The following is a 17,234-nucleotide window of genomic DNA, read 5'->3' as shown; positions in this document are numbered from 1 at the left end:
TCACGATGCCGGGCTGCTCGAATGCGCCTCCGGCCAGCCTGCCCGGTCCCGAGTACCCCGTCGATGGGGCCCGGCCCCCATTTCCCCGGGCCCCCAGCACCCATGGCACGGCCGGATGGATCCCCTGCCCCGGCGTAAATGGGCCACGCGCCCGATAGGTATCCGCCACCGGCCCGGCCAGGGTGGGAAACACCCGAACCACCCAGGTATGGCGCCCACGCCGCCGAGAAGGGACCGACCATGTCGCTCGATGTCTCCCGGGCCGAGCCCCACCTTCACGACGCCCGTCAGCGCCTGGAGCACGCCCGCGCCTCACGGCTGGCGCAGTTGCAGGCCCTCGACGAGACCGTGCCCAGCACGGACGACGACCACCTGCTGGCCGTCCAGAAGACCGCGATGGAGCGGGTCCTCAAAGAGATCGAGGAAGCCTTCGCCCGCATCGAGGACGGCACCTACGGAACCTGCCTGGGCTGTGCCAAACCCGTCCCCGCGGAACGCCTGGAGATCCTCCCCTACACCCGCTACTGCGTCGCCTGCCAGCGCCGCGCCGCCTGACCGACGTCCGTTCCGACCTCCTACGCCCTGCCTCAAAAGGGGTGACGTGGTGACCCACCAGACCATCGGCGAGAGCACGACCCACCTGTCGGCCGAAGACCTCGCCGCGCTGCGCGAAAACCTGCACGAGCAGCGCTCGTTCCGCCAAGAGCAACTGCGTCAGCTCGCCGGACCCGCCACGTCCCGTGCCGAGGACCGGCTCCAGCGGCAGGCCGCCGCGCAGGTGGAGGTCCGCATCAAGCTCGCGGCGTCCGCCCGTATGGTCCTCGCCGACGTCGAGGCGGCCCTCACCCGCATGAACGAGGGCTCCTACGGCACCTGCCACCTGTGCCGGCGCCCGATCGACCGGCAGCGGCTGATGATCGTGCCGCAGGCCCGCTACTGCTCCCGCTGCCAGCAGGTCAAGGAGGCGATCCCATGACCGGCGCCCACCACCTGCCCGACGCTGCCCGGCACCGGCCCTGGCCGCTGTGCCGGCGCTGCTGCGGCATCGCCCTGGACATGGGCAGCGCCCGCACCCGGGCCTGGATCGACGGCAGAGGCGTGGTCGTCGACGTGCCCACCGTGACCTTCCCCGGTACCGGCGCGGTGTATCCCATCCAGCGCGGCGCCATCATCGACACCCCGGGATGCGCCCGGATGCTGCAACGCCTGCTCGGCCACCGCCTGCCCCGCCTGCCGCGCCCCATGGTCATCGTCACCGCTCCCGTCCTGGACGGCGTCTCGTACCGCAGCCGGGCGCGCGCAGCCGTCGACGTGCTGCGGCCGCGCAGCGTCCTGACCGTGCCCAGCGCCCGGGGTATCGCCCTGGCCGCCGGCGCGGACCTGTCCCGACCGCTGATGGTGGTGGACATCGGCGCCCACCTCACCGAGGTGGTGCTGCTGTGCGACGGTGCCGTCACCGACGCACGCCGCACCGCCCTGGGCACCAGCGACCTGGGCGAGTCGACCACGCCGGAGCAGATCTCCGAGGCGGTGGCGCGGATGCTGACCGCGATGCTCCGCCAGGACCACACGTCGCTGACCGTCGACGCCGTGCAGCGCGGCATCCTCCTGGCGGGCGGGGGTGCCCTGCGTCCGGAGATCACGCATCACCTCACCGGCCGGCTGCACGCGCCGCTGCGTGTGGTCCCGGCCCCGCACACCGCGGCCGTCCGCGGCGCGGCCAAGCTCCTGCGAGCCGCCCACTCCCACCCCTCCACCTCGGGCCCGCCCGCCGCGCAGTCCTACTAGACCGGGCCTCCGCTGCGCCGTCGCCGAGAGGAGGAGTCGTGCCCGGCCACATGCGCCCACCATCGCCGCAACCGTCGCCCCCACCATCGCCTCCGTCGGAACTGCCCCGGGTCATGTTCTGGCGGCTGCGGCGCAATCCCCTGCGCCGCGCCAGTGACCTGGTCCAGGCGTGGATCGGCCTCGGCCTGCTGCTGGCCGTGCTCGCAGCCACTCCCGCGGCCATGTTCCTGGCCGGTGACACCGCCCACCGCCACTACACCCGTACCGCCCAGTACCAGACCGCCACCCGCCACCACACCACGGCGATCCTCGTCGAGGACGCCCGGCGCCACCCCGAACCCGGCTCCGTCGAGGCGAGGAAGACCCGCTACCCGACGAAGGTCCGCTTCACCGACCCCGACGGGCGCACCCGCACGGCCAAGACCGATGTCGAGCCCGCACTGCCCAGGGGCAGCACGGTCCGCGTATGGGCCGACACCGACGGAAAGATCACCGATCCGCCCCTGAGCCCCGGCCAGATCCGCAGCCGCGCCATGGGCTGGGCCCTCATCACCGGCCTGGGCGTCCACGCCACCGCAGCCGCCGTCTACGGCGCAGCCGCCCACGTCATCCAGCGCCGCAACCTCGCCGCATGGGGCACGGCCTGGGCCGAAACATCGCCCCGCTGGACCACATCGCCGTGAGTCGGACTTCACGACTGCCCGCACCAGCTCGGCGAGGCGGTGCGGCCGCCCCCGGCAGCCGCCTGTCAACCAGCCGCCGTCAACGGTCCTCCCTTCAACCAGCCGCGTCGTCGGTGCGGAAGATCCGGTCCAGATGGTGCTCCAGGACTGCCGTGGCGGACTCCGGGCTGCGTTGGCCGACCAGGATGCCGGTGCCGAGTCCCGCGGACATGGCGAGCAGGCCGGCCGCCTCCAACCGCGCGTCCACACCGGGCTCGAGGAGAGCTTCCTCCTGGGCCTGCCGGAGGAGTTCGGTCAGGGCGTCTTCGGCGGCATCAGGGTTCCTGATGAAGGGCTGGGCCGCGAGCGCCGGGTCGTTCACGGACAGCACGGCGTACGACGTGTAGAGGTGGTGGAAGGTGCGGCTCTCGTCGTCCGTCGGCAGCGCGGCCATCAGCAGCGCCTCGACCATCGCGCGCGGACCAGGGCGTTCCCCGGCGGCCCGCACCCGGGCGGAGACCCGCTCCCCGAATCTCTCCGCCAGATGCTCGAGACCGAAGAGCAGCAGCTTCTCCTTGGTCTGGAAGTAGTACTGCACGAGCCGCAGCGATACGCCCGCCTCCGCCGCCACATCGCGCATCCCCACGGCATGCAGCCCGCGCCGTCCGGCGACCCGGACGAGCGCCTCGGCGATCTCGGTGCGCCGTTCTGCGTGGTCCACGCGCTTGGGCATCGGCCGGTTCTCCGCTCGTCGTTGGTGCAGTGGGCCCGCGGGCCTCCGTGGCTCCCTGGGACCTCTTGATGATACGACCGTACCAAGTTCATGGTACGGTCGTATCACAAAACCGAGACGCCGGAGGTGGCCATGCCCGAGACCGCTGCCCGCACCCAGGCCGATGTCGGCCGCTACGTCAGCGATGCCTGGCGCGAGCGCTACTTCGCGGCCTGCGATGCGGTCTACGCACTGGGAGCGGCCGCGCTCGCGGAAGAGGACGTGGAGACGTCCTTCGCCACGACCCACGTCTACCGCTACGGCCCCGCGAGCGAGGCGGCCCGGAACCGCACCCCGGTCGTCCTCGTACACGGTGCGGGCTCCTGCTCCGCCATGTGGTACCCGAACACCCCCGCCCTCAGCGCCGACCGCCCGGTCTACGCGATCGACACCCCGGGGGACCCCGGCCGCAGCGTGCAGCGCGAGCCGATCCACGACCCCGAGCACGCCGCACAGTGGCTGGACGAGACACTCGCCGGACTCGGCCTCGACCGCGTACACCTCGTCGGCACGTCCTACGGCGGGTGGCTCGCGCTGAACCAGGCGCATCGCAGGCCCGGCCGCCTCGCCTCGGTCACGCTGCTCGACCCCGGCGGTCTGGAGAAGGTGGGCCTGCGCTTCTTCGTCTGGATCTTCGCCGGTTTCTTCGCGACCTTCGCGCCCAAGGCGTTCCGCCCGCGGCTGGCGGCCTGGCTGGAACAGCCGGTCCTCGTCATGCCGGAGCTGCGCACGATGATCAGAACGGCCGTTCGCGCCTACCGCATACGCCGCCCGGCGCCCCTTCCCCTGTCCGAGGAGGAGCTGTCCACCATCCGGACCCCGCTCTATGTGGTGCTCGGCAAACGAAGCCTCCTCGTGCACCCGCAGCGGCAGGTGGAGCGCGTACCGCGCCTGATCCCCGGCGCGCGGGCCGAGATCATCTCCGACACGGGCCACGGGCCGCAGATCGACCACTCGGAGGAGATCAACCGCCGGATGCTGAACTTCATGGCCTCCGCCGACTGACCACGCCCTCCACGTCCTTGTCCGCAGCGTTGCGGTGAACCAGGGGTGTTCCTATCGCCAGGGATCGAGGGCGAGCTTGCCATGGGTCTGGCCCGCTTCGAGTTGCTGGAGCACTGCCGGCCCTTCGGCCAGGGGACGCACGTGCGGGACGCCGGGCGGGTACACGCCGTGGGCGATGAGTGCCTCGATCTCGACGAGCAGCGACCGGTAGAGGGACGGGGCCGCGTCCGCCAGCGCACCGATGTGCAGACCCTTGACCTGGACCTGATGGGTGAAGATCAGGTCGTGCGTGGTCAGAGTGGCGTCTCCGGAGGCGGCGCCGAACACGACGACACGTCCGGTGAAGGGTTTGGTGACCGACAGGCTGGCCTCGAACGTGGCCTGTCCCACCGATTCCAGGACCAGGTCGACCCCGCCGGTCAGGCGGGTGATCTCCGCCGCCAGATCGGGGTGCCGGCTGTCCAGGACCTCGTCGGCGCCGAGCGCTTTGACCGTGTCGTGCTTGGCCGGTGACGCCGTGGCGATCACGCGTGCACCGTAGTGGCGGGCGAGACGGACAGCGGCCTGCCCCACGCCCCCGGCCGCAGCGTGAATGAGCACCACCTCACCCGTCTTGATCTCGCCCAACGGCTTCAGTGCCGCCAAAGCGGTCGCCCAGTTCAGTACCAGGCCGAGCGCTTCGGCGTCGCTCCAGCCGGAAGGCACGGGAAGTACACCCGCGGCGGGCATCGTCATGTACTGCGCGAAGGCGCCGGGCCCGGCTCCGACGACGTGGGTGCCGAGCTGAAGCGGACTCTCGACGTCCGGGCCGACACCCACGATCTCGCCGGCGGCTTCGAAACCTGCCACGTAGGGCGCCTGCGGGCCTCCTCCGTAAGTTCCATGGGTCTGCATGACGTCGGCGAAGTTGACCCCGGCGGCGCCGACGCGGATCAGGTACTCGCCGGACCTCGGGACGGGGCGGCGATGTCCGGTCGTGAGGGTCAGATCCTTCGGTCCCAGGTGCGACTGCTGGACCAGTGCTCGTACCGTCTGCTCGGCGGTGTGCCGCTGCTCGTCGATCTCCATGCACCGAACCTAGGAACCTCACACTTGCGTCAAGGTCAAGCGGCGCTCACGGATCAGCGCGGCGGGCCTCCTGAAGGTATGCGTCGAGGGCCGCCTGCTGATCGCTGAGAACGGCGATGCGTGCCGCGAGTCGATCGCGATAGCCCTGCACCTCGTGTAAGAACTCCGCGCACACCACATCCGTACCGACGTCGGGTTCATCCGTGAGGCGGGGCAGAACTTCCCTGATCAACCGCACGGGCAGTCCGGATTCCAGCAGCGAGCGGATGACGAGCACCCGGTCGATCGTGGACTGGCAGTAGTCGCGGAACCCATTGCTAGATCGGCCAGGGACGATCAGGCCCTCATCCTCGTAGTGCCGCAACGACCGCGCACTCACGCCGCTGACTCTGGAAGCTTCACCGATCTTCATACTTGGAGGCAACGCCCGGGAGCACCGCGACCTTCCGGCGGTGTGCCGTGATGGTCACGTTGCCGCCGCCACCGCTCGTGCGGCCCTGTGCGGTGTGGCGCGTCTCGATACAGGTCGCCGGGTCGATACGCCACCTCGGTACAGGGACCCATGTCACCGGTCTTCAAGTACACGTCATCATCGGGTCGGTCTTGGTCCACCCAGAACCGCACCCACACGCCGTACACCGGATCCGCTGAGCGATTGGCCACTTCGATCCGGCGGTCATCGCACGGGGTGGCGCTCGGCTTGTCGGCCGGGGAGTCCTCCTCGTCCGATGGCACGCAGAAACTCCCATGCCACTGTCCCCATGACCAGATGCGTTCTGCCTGCTTACGACTCTCGTCCAGGGCTTCCTTGCGTGACTGGTCAAGCTGGTCACGGGCTGTCGCCGTGCCCCAGTAGGTGGCGATGCCGGTCAGGACGAGACCGCCCACAGCAGCCAGCGCGCCCAGAACGGCGCCGATGTGCACCCAGGGGATGCGGCGCCACCATCCGGGGTCCCTCTGCGGCCGAGCCGGCGTCTGGATCGGCGTGGAGCGTCGCCGCGCCGGTCGGACGCGCGTGCGCCGGCCTGGATCATCCTGCATGTGCCCTCCATCAAGCCGTTGGAGAACAGGACGCCTTCGCGGTTCCGCTGGATCCCGGCTCGGGTCCCTTTCCGATCCGCCGTCCATACGCCGAGGCCCCAGCGCTCGCCGGCCCACCGCGCCCGAACCAAACCTGCGGCGTCTTTACGCCATACCGCCGGCTCCGGGTTGTGGACCTGGTGCGCATTCCGCAACCCCGGCCCAATTGCCCAGGTCAGCAGCAGTGCCGATCATGCCCAAGCCGTCACCGGCACGAACGAACTGTCCTGGCGGAACAGGTCCGTGCCGTCCGGGCGTTCCACGCGGAGCTGGTAAGCGTAGTGGCGCAGGTAGTACCCGGGGTAGTTGTACGACTCGAAGCGGACGGAGCCGGATGCCGTGCCGGTCCGGAGGATGAACGTGGCGTCCTTGGCGAACGTGCTGGTGCCGTCGTTCGGGTCGAAGCGGGCGCGGAAGTCCCAGTGGCGCAGGTAGTTGCCGGCCGTGTCGCGGAAGGAGTAGCCGCTCGCGTCGGCCAGCCCGGCGACGACCGTGAAGGTGGCGGCCTGCTTCTCGGCGGTGGTGCTGGAGGCGCTGACCACGGGCAGGTTGAGGAGCGAGGACTGCTGCTGCCAGTAGCGGGTCGAGTAGTTGGCCGACCGGAAGGAGCGGGTGGTGTTCCGGGCGAGGCTCGGGCCGCCGGCGACCGTCTCCTTGACGACCGTGAAGTGCCGTGCCGTGCCGGAGATCCCGGGGAGCGCGGCCGGTGCGGACCAGGTGGCGAACGTGTCGTAGCTGTCGCTGTAGTAGTACGTGCCGTCGCCGTAGCCGTCGAAGAAGATGCGCCAGCCGCCGTTGTCGAGCCGCACCAGCGCCGGGCCCTCGCGGTAGCTGCCCCAGCCCGCCCAGTCGCCCGTCCTGCGGATCGTGTAAGGGCCGGTGAGGTTCGAGGCGGTGGCGTACTCGATGTACTTCGTCGTCTCGTTCTTCGGGAAGGCGTGGTACGTCGAGCCGATCTTCACGATGAACGTGTCGATGTGGTTGGCGCCGATGCCCGCGAGCGCCACGGGTGGACTCCACGCGGTCAGGGCGGAGTTGGTGGCCCGTAGCAGATACGGCGTGAAGATCCACTCGTCGTTCGTGGTGGAGCACGAGACGATGATGCTGACGCTGCCGTCGCTGTCGACGAACCACTCGGGCGCCCAGGCGCGGGAGAGGTTGGTGACGGGCACGGTGTAGTCGTACAGGAACGTCCAGTTGACGCGGTCGGAGCTGCGGGCGAAGCCGATGGTCCTGCTGGTGTCCTGCCAGGTGCGCGTGGTGTAGGTGACGTAGTAGTAGCCGTCGGTGTGTCTGATGACGCTCGCGTCGCGGATCCGGCCCGCCGGCGGCGTGTACGCGGAGGAGCGCAGCAGCCGGAAGTCGGTGGCGTCGTCCGACTGGTAGACGTTGACCGTGCCGTCGTTGCTGTTGAGGAACGGCACGATCGTGTACCGGGTGGCGGAACCGTTCGGCGGTGCGGCGGCCAGGGCGCTGCCGAGCAGTCCGGGCGCCTCGCCCAGCAGCACCGCTGAGGCGGGCAGGGCGGCCAGGGCGCGCAGCAGCGTACGGCGGGACGGGGCGACGGGGCGTGAGGTCACGGGCGGCTCTCCCTGAGACACAGGGATCGATATACCGAACAAGGTTCGGAAATTCGATCAGAAGTGGGGGCTCAGAAAGTAAGGGCGAGGCCGAGAGGCGTCAATGGTTTGAACATGAGCGAATGAGCCCAGTGAGGAAGATGTGGCCGATGGGTGAATTTCCACAACTGCCGTCGACGTTCCACCACCGGCCATCGGACGTTACCGTTCGGTAGAGAGGTTGCTTCCGGAGGTGTCCGTATGACGCTCGACCGTGCCGCAGGCCTGGTGGAGACCGCCCGTGCGCTGGCCGCCGGGGACGTGACGTCCCGGGCGCTTGTCGAGCGGACGCTGGCGCGGATCGAGGCGACGCAGGGCAGCATCAACGCCTTCCGGATCGTCCGGGCCGAGGCCGCGCTCGCCGAGGCCGAGGCCGCCGACCGGGAGCTCGCCGCGGGCGTGCGCAAGCCGCTGCTCGGGGTGCCCGTGGCGGTGAAGGACGACATGGACGTGGCCGGCGAGCCGACCGCCTTCGGCTGCTGCGGGGAGTTCCCGCCGGTCGCCGAGGACGGCGAGGCGGTACGGCGGCTGCGCGCGGCCGGGGCCGTGATCGTCGGCAAGACCAACACCTGTGAGTTCGGGCAGTGGCCCTTCACCGAGGGGCCGGCCTTCGGCGCGACCCGCAATCCGTGGAGCACGGCCCACACACCGGGTGGTTCCTCGGGCGGCTCGGCCGCCGCGGTCGCGGCCGGTCTGGTGCCCGCCGCGCTCGGCTCGGACGGCGCCGGTTCGGTGCGGATCCCGGCCGCGTGGACCCATCTGGTCGGCATCAAGCCGCAGCGCGGCCGAGTCTCCACCTGGCCGCGCGGCGAGTCCTTCCAGGGCATCACCGTCAACGGCACCCTCGCCCGCACGGTCGCCGACGCGGCCCTGCTGCTGGACGCGGCGAGCGGCAACCACGCGCAGGACCCGCACCGGCCCCCGGCCGTGGACGCGTCGGCGGCCGTCGGCCGCGACCCCGGGCGGCTGCGCATCGCGCTCGCCCTCAAGCCGCCGTTCACGGCCGTGCCCGCCCGGCTCCTGCCTCAGGTGCGGACCCGGGTCGTCGAACTCGCCGAGCGACTGGCGGCGTCGGGGCACACGGTCGAGGAGGCGGACCCGCCGTACGGGCAGATCGGGCTGACCTTCGTGCCGCGCGCGACGGCCGGGATCGCCGAGCGGGTGGCCGAGGCGCCCTTCCCGGCACTGCTGGACCGGCGCACCCTGGGAGCGGCCCGGCTCGGGCGGCTGCTCGGCGGGGCGCCGCTGCGGGCCGCCCGGCGGGCGGAGACCGCCCTGCACCGTCGTATCGGCGGATTCTTCACCTCGTACGACGTCGTCCTCGCGCCCACCACCGCCGCTCCCCCGCCCCGGATCGGCGCCCTGCTGGAACTCAGCGGTTTCGCCACCGACCGGGCGATGATCGCCGCCTGCCCGTACGCCTGGCCGTGGAACGTGCTGGGCTGGCCCGGCGTCAACGTGCCCGCCGGTTTCACGGCGGACGGTCTGCCCGTCGGGGCCCAGTTGCTCGGCCCGGCGAACAGCGAACCGCTCCTGGTGCAGGTGGCCGCGCAGTTGGAGGCGGAGCTGCGCTGGCACGAGAAGTGGCCGGCGCCGCCGGTCACGGAACGTTCCGCTGCCGCCTGAGCGACCGTACGCGGCTCCGCACGGCGGACCGGTCGGTGGCCGGGCTCATGGCAACACCCCCTAGGGTGCCCCCGTGACCGCGTTTACCGATGAGGACGTCCCGGGCCGCTCCGGCCCCTCCGCCACCACCCAGGCCGATCCGCGCGAGGTGGGCCGGGTGCGCACCGAGTACTCGCCCGCGCACGACGGCGACCCCGACCCCGGCGAGATCGTCTGGACGTGGGTTCCCTTCGAGGAGAACGACGGGCGCGGCAAGGACCGCCCGGTGCTCGTGGTCGCCCGCGAGCCGTCGGGGACGTTCCTCGCCGTGCAGTTGTCCAGCAAGCGGCATGACGGCGATCGGGAGTGGGTGCCGATCGGCAGCGGACCCTGGGACCGGTCGGGCCGCGAGTCGTGGGTGGACGTGGACCGGGTCCTGCGGCTGCACGAGGACGGCATGCGCCGGGAGGCCTGCGCCCTGGACCGTATGCGGTTCAACCTCGTCCGGCACCGGCTGCGGGAGCGCTACGGCTGGAGCTGAAGGCCTTCTCGAAGGCGCCCCGCACCGCTCCGTCCGGCGTCCGGTCCAGCACCCCGAACACCACGTGCTCGAAGGCCCCCGTGAAGCGCCCGCCGGGTGCCAGCAACGCCCGGAACGCCCCGGCGACCTGCGCCGGGTCGTTGCGGAAGACGCCGCATCCCCAGGCGCCCAGCACCAGGTGCCGGTAGCCGTGGGCGGCGGCCGTCTCCAGGACCCGTTCGGCGCGGACGGCGAGGGCCCGCGGCAGTTCCGGGGCTCGTTCGGGTGCCGTGCGGAGCACCACGCCCGCGTTGGGCGCCGCCGAGGTCAGGAAGCCCGCGGTGTACGGCTCGTCCAGCAGGCGGCCCCGGTCGTCCCGGAAGACGGGCACGGCGGGTGAGTGGATGACACGGTCCGTGTAGAACGGGTCGCGGTGGGCCCGGTGGTGGTCGTAGAACGGGCGGGCCCGGAGCAGACAGGTGTACAGCGCCGAGGCCCGGCACAGGGCCTCTTCCTGGGCCTGGGCGCCGTTCAGGTAGCCGCCGCCTGGGTTGCGGGCCGAGGCGAAGTTCAGTACGGCCACGTTCCCGCCGAGCCGGCGGGCCGCCTCCAGGCTGCTCTCGCCCGTGACCTCGACCCGTGTCCCGGTCACCCGAGTGGAGGGCACCGGCACCGGTTCCGGGCCGTACATGCGCGTGCCCTCGCGGGCGGCCCGGAGCTCGGCCGCGATGGACACCTCGCGCCCGTCCGGCGCCCGGTAGGCGCCGGCCGCCACGATCTGCTCGGTCTGCTGGGCGACACCGCGCAGGCGCGCGCTCACGGCGCCACCCCCGTGTGCGCCGTGACCGCGTGCCGCGCGGTCCGTCTTGTCGTGCTCACGCAGGCATGGTCGGTGATGCCGACCGTGCGGTGCAACGGAGTTTTCGCCACCGGAGAACACCGGGGAAAGCGCCGGGAAACGCCCGTCCGGTCCCGATGACCGCCCCGGAACGCCCCGGTACGCCCCCTTGTGCCGAGCGACACGAGGGACTTGGGTGGGACGAGTGATCCCGGCCCGGGCCGCCGAAGAGCCCGGACCGGTGGCATGGTGGAATCTCAGGAGGATCCCTACATGTCCGAATCGGTAGGTGGCTGTACCCGGCCACGCACCTCACTGTCCGAAGCCGAGGTCGAGGCGCTCGTCCGCGGCATCTGTTTCAAGACCGGCCCGCCGCGCCGCCTCGGCGTCGAGGTGGAATGGCTCGTCCACGAGCTGCGCGCACCGCAGCTCCCCGTCACACCCGAACGACTCGACGCGGCCTACGCCGCACTGCGGCCCCTGTCCCTGAGGTCGGCGCTCACCGTGGAGCCCGGCGGCCAGCTGGAGCTGAGCTCGCCCCCCGCCGCCTCGCTGACGGAAGTCATCGCCACCGTCTCCGCCGACCTCGACGCCGTCCGCGCGGTCCTGCGCGACAACGGCCTCACGCTGGTCGGCCTCGGCCACGACCCCTGGCACGAGCCCCGCCGGTTCCTGCGCGAACCGCGCTACGACGCCATGGAGACCTGCCTCGACCGCACCGGCCCCTCCGGCCGCGCCATGATGTGTGCCTCGGCCTCCGTGCAGGTGTGCGTGGACGCCGGCCACGAGGAGCCGGGGCCTCTCGGCCATGTGCGACGCTGGTGGCTGGCCCATCACCTCGGCGCGGTCCTGGTGGCCGCGTTCGCCAACTCCCCGCTCGCCGGTCACCGCCCGACCGGCTGGCTGTCCACCCGGCAGCTGATGTGGACCCGGATCGGCGCCGGCCGGGCGGGCGGACCGCCCCTGGACGCCGACCCGCGCGGCGCCTGGGCCCGGCACGTGCTGGACTCCCCCGTGATGTGCGTACGGCGCGACGCCGGGCCCTGGGACGTCCCGGAGGGGCTCACCTTCCGCGAGTGGATCCGCACCGGCGTCCCCCGGCCGCCGACGCGGGAGGACCTCGACTACCACGTCACGACGCTGTTCCCGCCGGTCAGGCCGCGCGGCCACCTCGAACTGCGCATGATCGACGCGCAGCCCGGTGACGACGGCTGGATCGTGCCGCTGGCCGTGACCGCGGCGCTGTTCGACGACCCGGAGGCCGCCGAGACCGCCTACCGGACCGTGAAGCCGCTGGCCGAGCGCACACTCGGGATGCCCGCGCCGCACAACCCGCTGTGGGTCGACGCGGCCCGCAGCGGTCTGGCCGACGCCGAACTGCGCGAGGTGGCCGTCACGTGCTTCACGGCCGCGCTGGACGCCCTGCCCCGGCTCGGCGCCGCGCCCGAGGTCATCGAGGCCGTCACGGCCTACCTGGACCGCCATGTCGTCCTGGGCCGCTGCCCCGCCGACGACCTGCTCGACCGACAGCGCGGCACGGACGGTCGCGCCCACGGGAAGGACCTGCGCCCATGACCGACACCAGCCCCGCTGTCGACACCGATACCACCGACCCCGAGATCCTGCGCGAGCGCGCGGTCGCCTCGCTGGTCGTCGCCCGCGACCGCACCACCCTGCTGACGAGCTGCGTCGAGGACCCCGACCTGACCGCACAGCACTCGCCGCTGATGTCGCCGCTCGTGTGGGACCTGGCGCACATCGGCAACCAGGAGGAGCAGTGGCTGCTGCGGGCCGTCGCCGGGCACGAGGCGATACGGCCCGAGATCGACGGCCTCTACGACGCGTTCGAGCATCCGCGGGCCGAGCGGCCGAAGCTGCCCCTGCTGTCGCCCGCCGAGGCCCGCACGTACGCGGCCGACGTGCGCGGCCGTGCCCTGGACGTGCTGGAGAAGGCCGCGTTCCACGGGACGCGGCTGACGGAGGCCGGGTTCGCCTTCGGGATGATCGCACAGCACGAACAGCAGCACGACGAGACCATGCTGATCACCCATCAGCTACGCAGGGGACCGCAGGCCCTGACGGCGCCCGACCCCGATCCGGTACCGCTGTTCACCGGTCCGTCCGAAGTCCTCGTCCCCGGCGGCCCGTTCACCATGGGCACCTCCGACGAGCCGTGGGCCCTGGACAACGAACGGCCCGCGCACCGGCGCGAGGTGGCGCCCTTCCGGATCGACACCACGCCGGTGACGAACGGCGCGTACCAGGCGTTCATCGAGGACGGCGGCTACGACGACCCGCGCTGGTGGACCGCGGACGGCTGGGCCCACATCCGCCGGAACTCCATCTCGGCCCCGCTGTTCTGGCGACGGGACGGCAGGCAGTGGCTGCGGCGGCGCTTCGGCGTCACCGAGGTCGTCCCGCCGGACGAGCCGGTGCTGCACGTGTGCTGGTACGAGGCCGACGCCTACGCCCGCTGGGCGGGACGCCGGCTGCCCACGGAGGCCGAGTGGGAGAAGGCGGCCCGGTACGACCCGGCCGGCGACCGCTCCATGCGCTACCCGTGGGGCGACGCCGACCCGGGCCCCGAGCACGCCAACCTCGGCCAGCGGCACCTGCGTCCGGCGCCCGCCGGGAGCTACCCGGCCGGCGAGTCATCGCTCGGGGTACGGCAGTTGATCGGCGACGTGTGGGAGTGGACGGCGAGCGACTTCCTGCCGTACCCGGGGTTCAGGGCGTTCCCGTACAAGGAGTACTCGGAGGTCTTCTTCGGGTCCGACCACAAGGTGCTGCGCGGCGGTTCGTTCGCCGTGGACGCGGTGGCCTGCCGGGGCACGTTCCGCAACTGGGACTACCCGATCCGGCGGCAGATCTTCTCCGGGTTCCGCACGGCCCGCTCGGAGGATGTCTGATGTGCCGTCATGTGGCGTACGTGGGACCGGCGGAGCCGCTCGGCCGGTTCCTCGTGGAACCCCCGCACGGACTGTACCGGCAGTCTTGGGCGCCCCGGCGACAGCGGTACGGCACGGTCAACGCCGACGGTTTCGGCGTGGGCTGGTACGCCGAGGGCGACCCGGTGCCGGCCCGCTACCGCCGAGCGGGGCCGATCTGGGCGGACCTGTCGTTCGCCGATCTCGCCCGAGTCGTACGGTCCACCGCACTGCTCGCCGCGGTGCGGGACGCGACGCTGTCGGGCGCGGACGCGGAGGCCGCGGCGGCGCCGTTCGCCGCGGGGACCTGGCTGTTCAGCCACAACGGGGCGGTCAAGGGCTGGCCCGGCTCGCTCGCGCCGGTGTCCCGCACCCTGCCCCCGGAGGACCTCCTGTCGCTGGAGGCCCGCAACGACTCGGCGCTCGTGTGGGCCCTGGTCCTGGCCCGGTTGCGGAGCGGCGACGAGCAGGGCCAGGCGCTGGCCGACACGGTCCTGGAGGTCGCCGCCGCCGCGCCCGGTTCCCGGCTCAACCTCCTGCTCACCGACGGCGACACCATCACGGCGACCGCCTGGGGCGACACCCTCTGGTATCTCACCCGGCCCGGCGGCGGCACCGCCGTGGCCTCCGAGCCCTACGACGACGATCCGCACTGGCAGGAGGTTCCCGACCGCACCCTGCTCGCGGCGAGCCGCACGGACGTGCTGCTCACACCGCTGAAGGAGCCGGCCGACGCCTTCGTGCCCGCATCTCCCGAGGAGCCCCGTACGTGAGCCCGTTCCACCTCACCCGCACCCTGCCCGAGGACGCCACGGACGCCGCGCTGCGCGCCGACGTCCACCGGGGTCTGACCGACCGTCCCAAGACGCTGCCGCCGAAGTGGTTCTACGACGCCCACGGCAGCGACCTGTTCGAGAAGATCACCGAACTGCCCGAGTACTACCCGACGCGCGCCGAACGGGAAATCCTCGTGGCGCGCTCCGGCGACATCGCCGCGGCGACCCATGCCCGCACGCTGGTCGAGCTGGGCTCCGGCTCGTCGGAGAAGACGCGGCATCTGCTCGACGCCCTGACGGACCTGCACACGTACGTCCCCGTCGACGTCAGCGGGAGCGCGCTCACCCAGGCCGGGCAGGCGCTCGCCGCCGAGCGGCCGGGTCTCGACGTGCACGCGCTGATCGCCGACTTCACCGCGGAGCTGACGCTGCCCGACACGCCGGGGCCGCGGCTGGTGGCGTTCCTCGGCGGCACGGTCGGCAACCTGCTGCCCGCCGAGCGCGCCGCGTTCCTGGCGAACGTGCGGGCCCTGCTCGCACCGGGCGACGCCCTGCTGCTGGGCACGGACCTGGTCAAGGACGAGGAGGTGCTGGTCCGGGCGTACGACGACGCGGCCGGGGTGACGGCCGCGTTCAACAAGAACGTGCTCACCGTGATCAACCGCGAGCTCGGCGCCGACTTCGAGCCCGCCGCGTTCGACCACGTGGCGCTGTGGGACGCCGAGCACGAGTGGATCGAGATGCGGCTGCGCTCCGCTACGGCGCAGACCGTGAAGGTGCCGGCGCTCGACCTCGCCGTCGACTTCGCGGCGGGCGAGGAGTTGCGCACCGAGGTGTCGGCGAAGTTCCGGCAGGAGGGTCTGCGGAGCGAACTGTTCGCCGCGGGGCTGGATCTGGCCCACTGGTGGACGGACGGCGCGGGCCGGTTCGCGCTGTCGCTGAGCGTGGTGCGCTGACGTCCCCGTGCCCCTGGACGGCGGCGGGGCGGGAGACGACGTCTCGCGCTTCGTCGCCGCTTGGGGCACGGTGGAGTGACGTGTGACACCCGTCACTGAAGAGGAGCAGCGGCATGTCGAACCACACCTACCGGGTCACGGAGATCGTCGGCACCTCCCCCGACGGCGTCGACCAGGCCATCCGCAACGGCATCGGCCGGGCCTCAGCGACCCTGCGCAACCTGGACTGGTTCGAGGTGACGGAGGTGCGCGGACGGCTCGAGGACGGGCAGATCGCGCACTGGCAGGTGGAGCTGAAGGTCGGCTTCCGGCTGGAGGACGCCGAGTAGTCCGCCGTCCTCCGAACGGCCTACTCAGTCCGGCAGCGGTGCCGAGGTGGAACGGCCCGGCTGCTTGCCCTCCGGCGGGTAGTCGCAGTCGATGCTGCTCACCTCCCGGTCGCCGTCCTCCGAGTCGACGATCGCCACGCCCGTGCAGGCCCGGCCGTGTTCGTCGGTCCACGTGACGATCTCGCTCCGGTCGGGCTTCGCGCAGCCGGTGAGCAGCACGGCGCCGACGAGCGCCGCTGCCGCGAGCGCGCCCCCACGACTTCCCTTCATGGCATCCCCCGTATGTCCGAGTGCGCTGTCCGGCACGGGCATACCCGGCGGAGGTGAACACTCCGCCAACGCGTGCTCTCAGGTGCGTCCTTCCCGCTCCTGCGCCGCCTTCAGCTCGGCGGACCGGGCAGCCCAGTCGGCCCGTACGACGGTGAAGCCCGCGCGCCGGGCGTCCTCGCAGACCAGTTCGTCGTCGTCCACGAGGACACGGACCTCGCGGGTGCGGGCGAGCCGCCGCAGGATCTCCAGCTTGGTGAACCGGGCGGGCCTGCGGTCGGCGTCGCGCCGCATGTACACCCGCCCCTCGGGCAGTTCCTGCGCGGCGAGCCAGTCGAGCGTGTCGCGCCGGCAGCGCTCGGGCCGCCCGGTGAGGTAGACGATCTCGCACTCCCGCGCGCTCTCCTCGACCAGGGCGATGCCCTCCGGGAGCGGCGGGTCCTCGGGCGCCGCCGCGAAGAAGCCGTCCCAGTCCCGCGGCCTGCGCTCCAGGAACCGCTGCCGGTGCGCGGTGTCGGCGAGGGTGTTGTCCAGGTCGAACACGGCCAGCGGAGCCTCACGGCGATCGTCACTCACGCCGCCCACCCTAGGCCGTCCGGCGGCCCCGGTCGCCCGCCCGGGGGCGGGCCGACCGCGTGTGGTGCGCGGCGACGGGGCCACCGCCCGGGTCGCGGGAGGCGGGACGCCCGGGCCGCGCCCGAAGCCGGCGCGTCGCCCGCCCCGTGCCGCCCCGGGCCGGCGGTAGCTGCAGTGCTCACCCACGCCCGGCCCGGGGACACGGGAACGGGGCCCCACCCGGAGCCCCCCCTCGCGCCCCACCCCGCGCCCAGTCCCCGGTCCGGGAGCCACCGCCTGGGGCGCGAGAGGCGGAACGCCGGCCCGGCGCCCGAAGCCGGCGCGTCGCCCGCCCCGTGCCGCCCCGGGCCGGCGGTAGCTGCAGTGCTCACCCACGCCCGGCCCGGGGACACGGGAACGGGGCCCCACCCGGAGCCCCCCCTCGCGCCCCACCCCGCGCCCAGTCC

20 protein-coding genes are annotated in these 17,234 nt (G+C 72.4%); 12 read left to right on the top strand and 8 right to left on the bottom strand.

Annotated elements, in window-relative coordinates:
• Nucleotides 1-240: 240 nt before the first annotated feature.
• The 4 genes from GTY47_RS28735 (at nucleotide 241) to GTY47_RS28720 (ending at nucleotide 2,471) form a co-directional block, all read left to right on the top strand.
• Complete coding sequence (locus GTY47_RS28735; protein WP_010043627.1) at nucleotides 241-555, top strand: TraR/DksA C4-type zinc finger protein; 315 nt, start codon at nucleotides 241-243, stop codon at nucleotides 553-555.
• A 46-nt stretch (nucleotides 556-601) separates the two neighbouring features.
• Complete coding sequence (locus GTY47_RS28730) at nucleotides 602-976, top strand: TraR/DksA C4-type zinc finger protein (RefSeq protein WP_010043626.1); 375 nt, start codon at nucleotides 602-604, stop codon at nucleotides 974-976.
• Complete coding sequence (locus GTY47_RS28725; protein ID WP_010043625.1) at nucleotides 973-1,788, top strand: rod shape-determining protein; 816 nt, start codon at nucleotides 973-975, stop codon at nucleotides 1,786-1,788. The genes GTY47_RS28730 and GTY47_RS28725 overlap by 4 nt, the downstream gene beginning before the upstream one ends.
• 113 nt (nucleotides 1,789-1,901) lie before the next feature.
• A complete protein-coding gene (locus GTY47_RS28720) occupies nucleotides 1,902-2,471 on the top strand; it encodes a hypothetical protein (protein ID WP_010043624.1) in 570 nt (189 codons plus the stop codon).
• A 94-nt stretch (nucleotides 2,472-2,565) separates the two neighbouring features.
• On the opposite strand, the gene GTY47_RS28715 is transcribed toward GTY47_RS28720, so the two are convergent.
• Nucleotides 2,566-3,183 carry a TetR/AcrR family transcriptional regulator gene (locus GTY47_RS28715; protein WP_010043622.1) on the bottom strand — a complete coding sequence of 206 codons (618 nt, stop codon included), beginning with the start codon at nucleotides 3,181-3,183 and terminating at the stop codon, nucleotides 2,566-2,568.
• A 132-nt stretch (nucleotides 3,184-3,315) separates the two neighbouring features.
• Here GTY47_RS28715 and GTY47_RS28710 point away from each other — a divergent pair, with 132 nt between their 5' ends.
• The gene (locus tag GTY47_RS28710) at nucleotides 3,316-4,227 is read left to right on the top strand and encodes an alpha/beta fold hydrolase (protein WP_010043621.1); all 912 of its coding nucleotides are present in this window, start codon (nucleotides 3,316-3,318) and stop codon (nucleotides 4,225-4,227) included.
• 51 nt (nucleotides 4,228-4,278) lie between these two features.
• On the opposite strand, the gene GTY47_RS28705 is transcribed toward GTY47_RS28710, so the two are convergent.
• From GTY47_RS28705 to GTY47_RS28690, 4 genes are all read right to left on the bottom strand, one after another.
• On the bottom strand, nucleotides 4,279-5,295 hold the full coding sequence (locus tag GTY47_RS28705) for an NADPH:quinone oxidoreductase family protein (protein WP_010043619.1): 1,017 nt from the start codon (nucleotides 5,293-5,295) through the stop codon (nucleotides 4,279-4,281).
• A gap of 46 nt (nucleotides 5,296-5,341) precedes the next feature.
• Nucleotides 5,342-5,707, bottom strand: coding sequence for a MerR family transcriptional regulator (locus GTY47_RS28700; RefSeq protein ID WP_029181430.1), 366 nt, complete (start codon nucleotides 5,705-5,707; stop codon nucleotides 5,342-5,344).
• On the bottom strand, nucleotides 5,704-6,219 hold the full coding sequence (locus GTY47_RS28695) for a hypothetical protein (RefSeq protein WP_158688439.1): 516 nt from the start codon (nucleotides 6,217-6,219) through the stop codon (nucleotides 5,704-5,706). Before GTY47_RS28695 ends, GTY47_RS28700 begins: the two co-directional genes overlap by 4 nt.
• A 347-nt stretch (nucleotides 6,220-6,566) precedes the next feature.
• The gene (locus GTY47_RS28690; protein WP_010043613.1) at nucleotides 6,567-7,955 is read right to left on the bottom strand and encodes a glycoside hydrolase family 43 protein; all 1,389 of its coding nucleotides are present in this window, start codon (nucleotides 7,953-7,955) and stop codon (nucleotides 6,567-6,569) included.
• 240 nt (nucleotides 7,956-8,195) lie between these two features.
• Here GTY47_RS28690 and GTY47_RS28685 point away from each other — a divergent pair, with 240 nt between their 5' ends.
• Nucleotides 8,196-9,620 (top strand): amidase, encoded by a 1,425-nt coding sequence (locus GTY47_RS28685; protein ID WP_010043612.1) that lies wholly within the window; start codon nucleotides 8,196-8,198, stop codon nucleotides 9,618-9,620.
• Nucleotides 9,621-9,693: 73 nt separating this feature from the next.
• A complete protein-coding gene (locus tag GTY47_RS28680) occupies nucleotides 9,694-10,140 on the top strand; it encodes a type II toxin-antitoxin system PemK/MazF family toxin (protein WP_010043609.1) in 447 nt (148 codons plus the stop codon).
• Here the strand turns inward: GTY47_RS28680 and GTY47_RS28675 are convergent.
• Nucleotides 10,094-10,939: a TIGR02452 family protein gene (locus tag GTY47_RS28675; RefSeq protein WP_010043606.1), complete on the bottom strand. Its 846-nt coding sequence runs from the start codon at nucleotides 10,937-10,939 to the stop codon at nucleotides 10,094-10,096. The two genes, GTY47_RS28680 and GTY47_RS28675, sit on opposite strands and share 47 nt — an antisense overlap.
• 291 nt (nucleotides 10,940-11,230) lie before the next feature.
• Here GTY47_RS28675 and egtA point away from each other — a divergent pair, with 291 nt between their 5' ends.
• The 5 genes from egtA to GTY47_RS28650 all read left to right on the top strand — a co-directional run bounded on the left by egtA (nucleotide 11,231) and on the right by GTY47_RS28650 (nucleotide 15,945).
• Nucleotides 11,231-12,532: an ergothioneine biosynthesis glutamate--cysteine ligase EgtA gene (gene egtA, locus GTY47_RS28670; RefSeq protein ID WP_010043599.1), complete on the top strand. Its 1,302-nt coding sequence runs from the start codon at nucleotides 11,231-11,233 to the stop codon at nucleotides 12,530-12,532.
• Nucleotides 12,529-13,866 carry an ergothioneine biosynthesis protein EgtB gene (gene egtB / locus GTY47_RS28665; protein ID WP_010043597.1) on the top strand — a complete coding sequence of 446 codons (1,338 nt, stop codon included), beginning with the start codon at nucleotides 12,529-12,531 and terminating at the stop codon, nucleotides 13,864-13,866. Before egtA ends, egtB begins: the two co-directional genes overlap by 4 nt.
• Nucleotides 13,866-14,657: an ergothioneine biosynthesis protein EgtC gene (egtC, locus tag GTY47_RS28660; protein ID WP_010043595.1), complete on the top strand. Its 792-nt coding sequence runs from the start codon at nucleotides 13,866-13,868 to the stop codon at nucleotides 14,655-14,657. Before egtB ends, egtC begins: the two co-directional genes overlap by 1 nt.
• The gene (gene egtD / locus GTY47_RS28655) at nucleotides 14,654-15,616 is read left to right on the top strand and encodes an L-histidine N(alpha)-methyltransferase (RefSeq protein ID WP_010043592.1); all 963 of its coding nucleotides are present in this window, start codon (nucleotides 14,654-14,656) and stop codon (nucleotides 15,614-15,616) included. The genes egtC and egtD overlap by 4 nt, the downstream gene beginning before the upstream one ends.
• A gap of 113 nt (nucleotides 15,617-15,729) precedes the next feature.
• Nucleotides 15,730-15,945, top strand: coding sequence for a dodecin (locus GTY47_RS28650; RefSeq protein WP_010043589.1), 216 nt, complete (start codon nucleotides 15,730-15,732; stop codon nucleotides 15,943-15,945).
• 24 nt (nucleotides 15,946-15,969) lie between these two features.
• On the opposite strand, the gene GTY47_RS28645 is transcribed toward GTY47_RS28650, so the two are convergent.
• Together GTY47_RS28645 and GTY47_RS28640 are read right to left on the bottom strand one after the other, a co-directional pair.
• Nucleotides 15,970-16,215, bottom strand: coding sequence for a hypothetical protein (locus tag GTY47_RS28645; protein WP_010043586.1), 246 nt, complete (start codon nucleotides 16,213-16,215; stop codon nucleotides 15,970-15,972).
• 78 nt (nucleotides 16,216-16,293) lie between these two features.
• On the bottom strand, nucleotides 16,294-16,788 hold the full coding sequence (locus GTY47_RS28640; RefSeq protein WP_029181429.1) for a nucleotidase: 495 nt from the start codon (nucleotides 16,786-16,788) through the stop codon (nucleotides 16,294-16,296).
• Between the last annotated feature and the right edge of the window lie 446 nt (nucleotides 16,789-17,234).

The sequence above is a fragment of the Streptomyces sp. SID5464 genome (assembly GCF_009862985.1).
Taxonomy (GTDB): Bacteria; Actinomycetota; Actinomycetes; order Streptomycetales; family Streptomycetaceae; genus Streptomyces; species Streptomyces chartreusis_D.
This window is presented reverse-complemented; position numbering and strand designations above follow the sequence as displayed.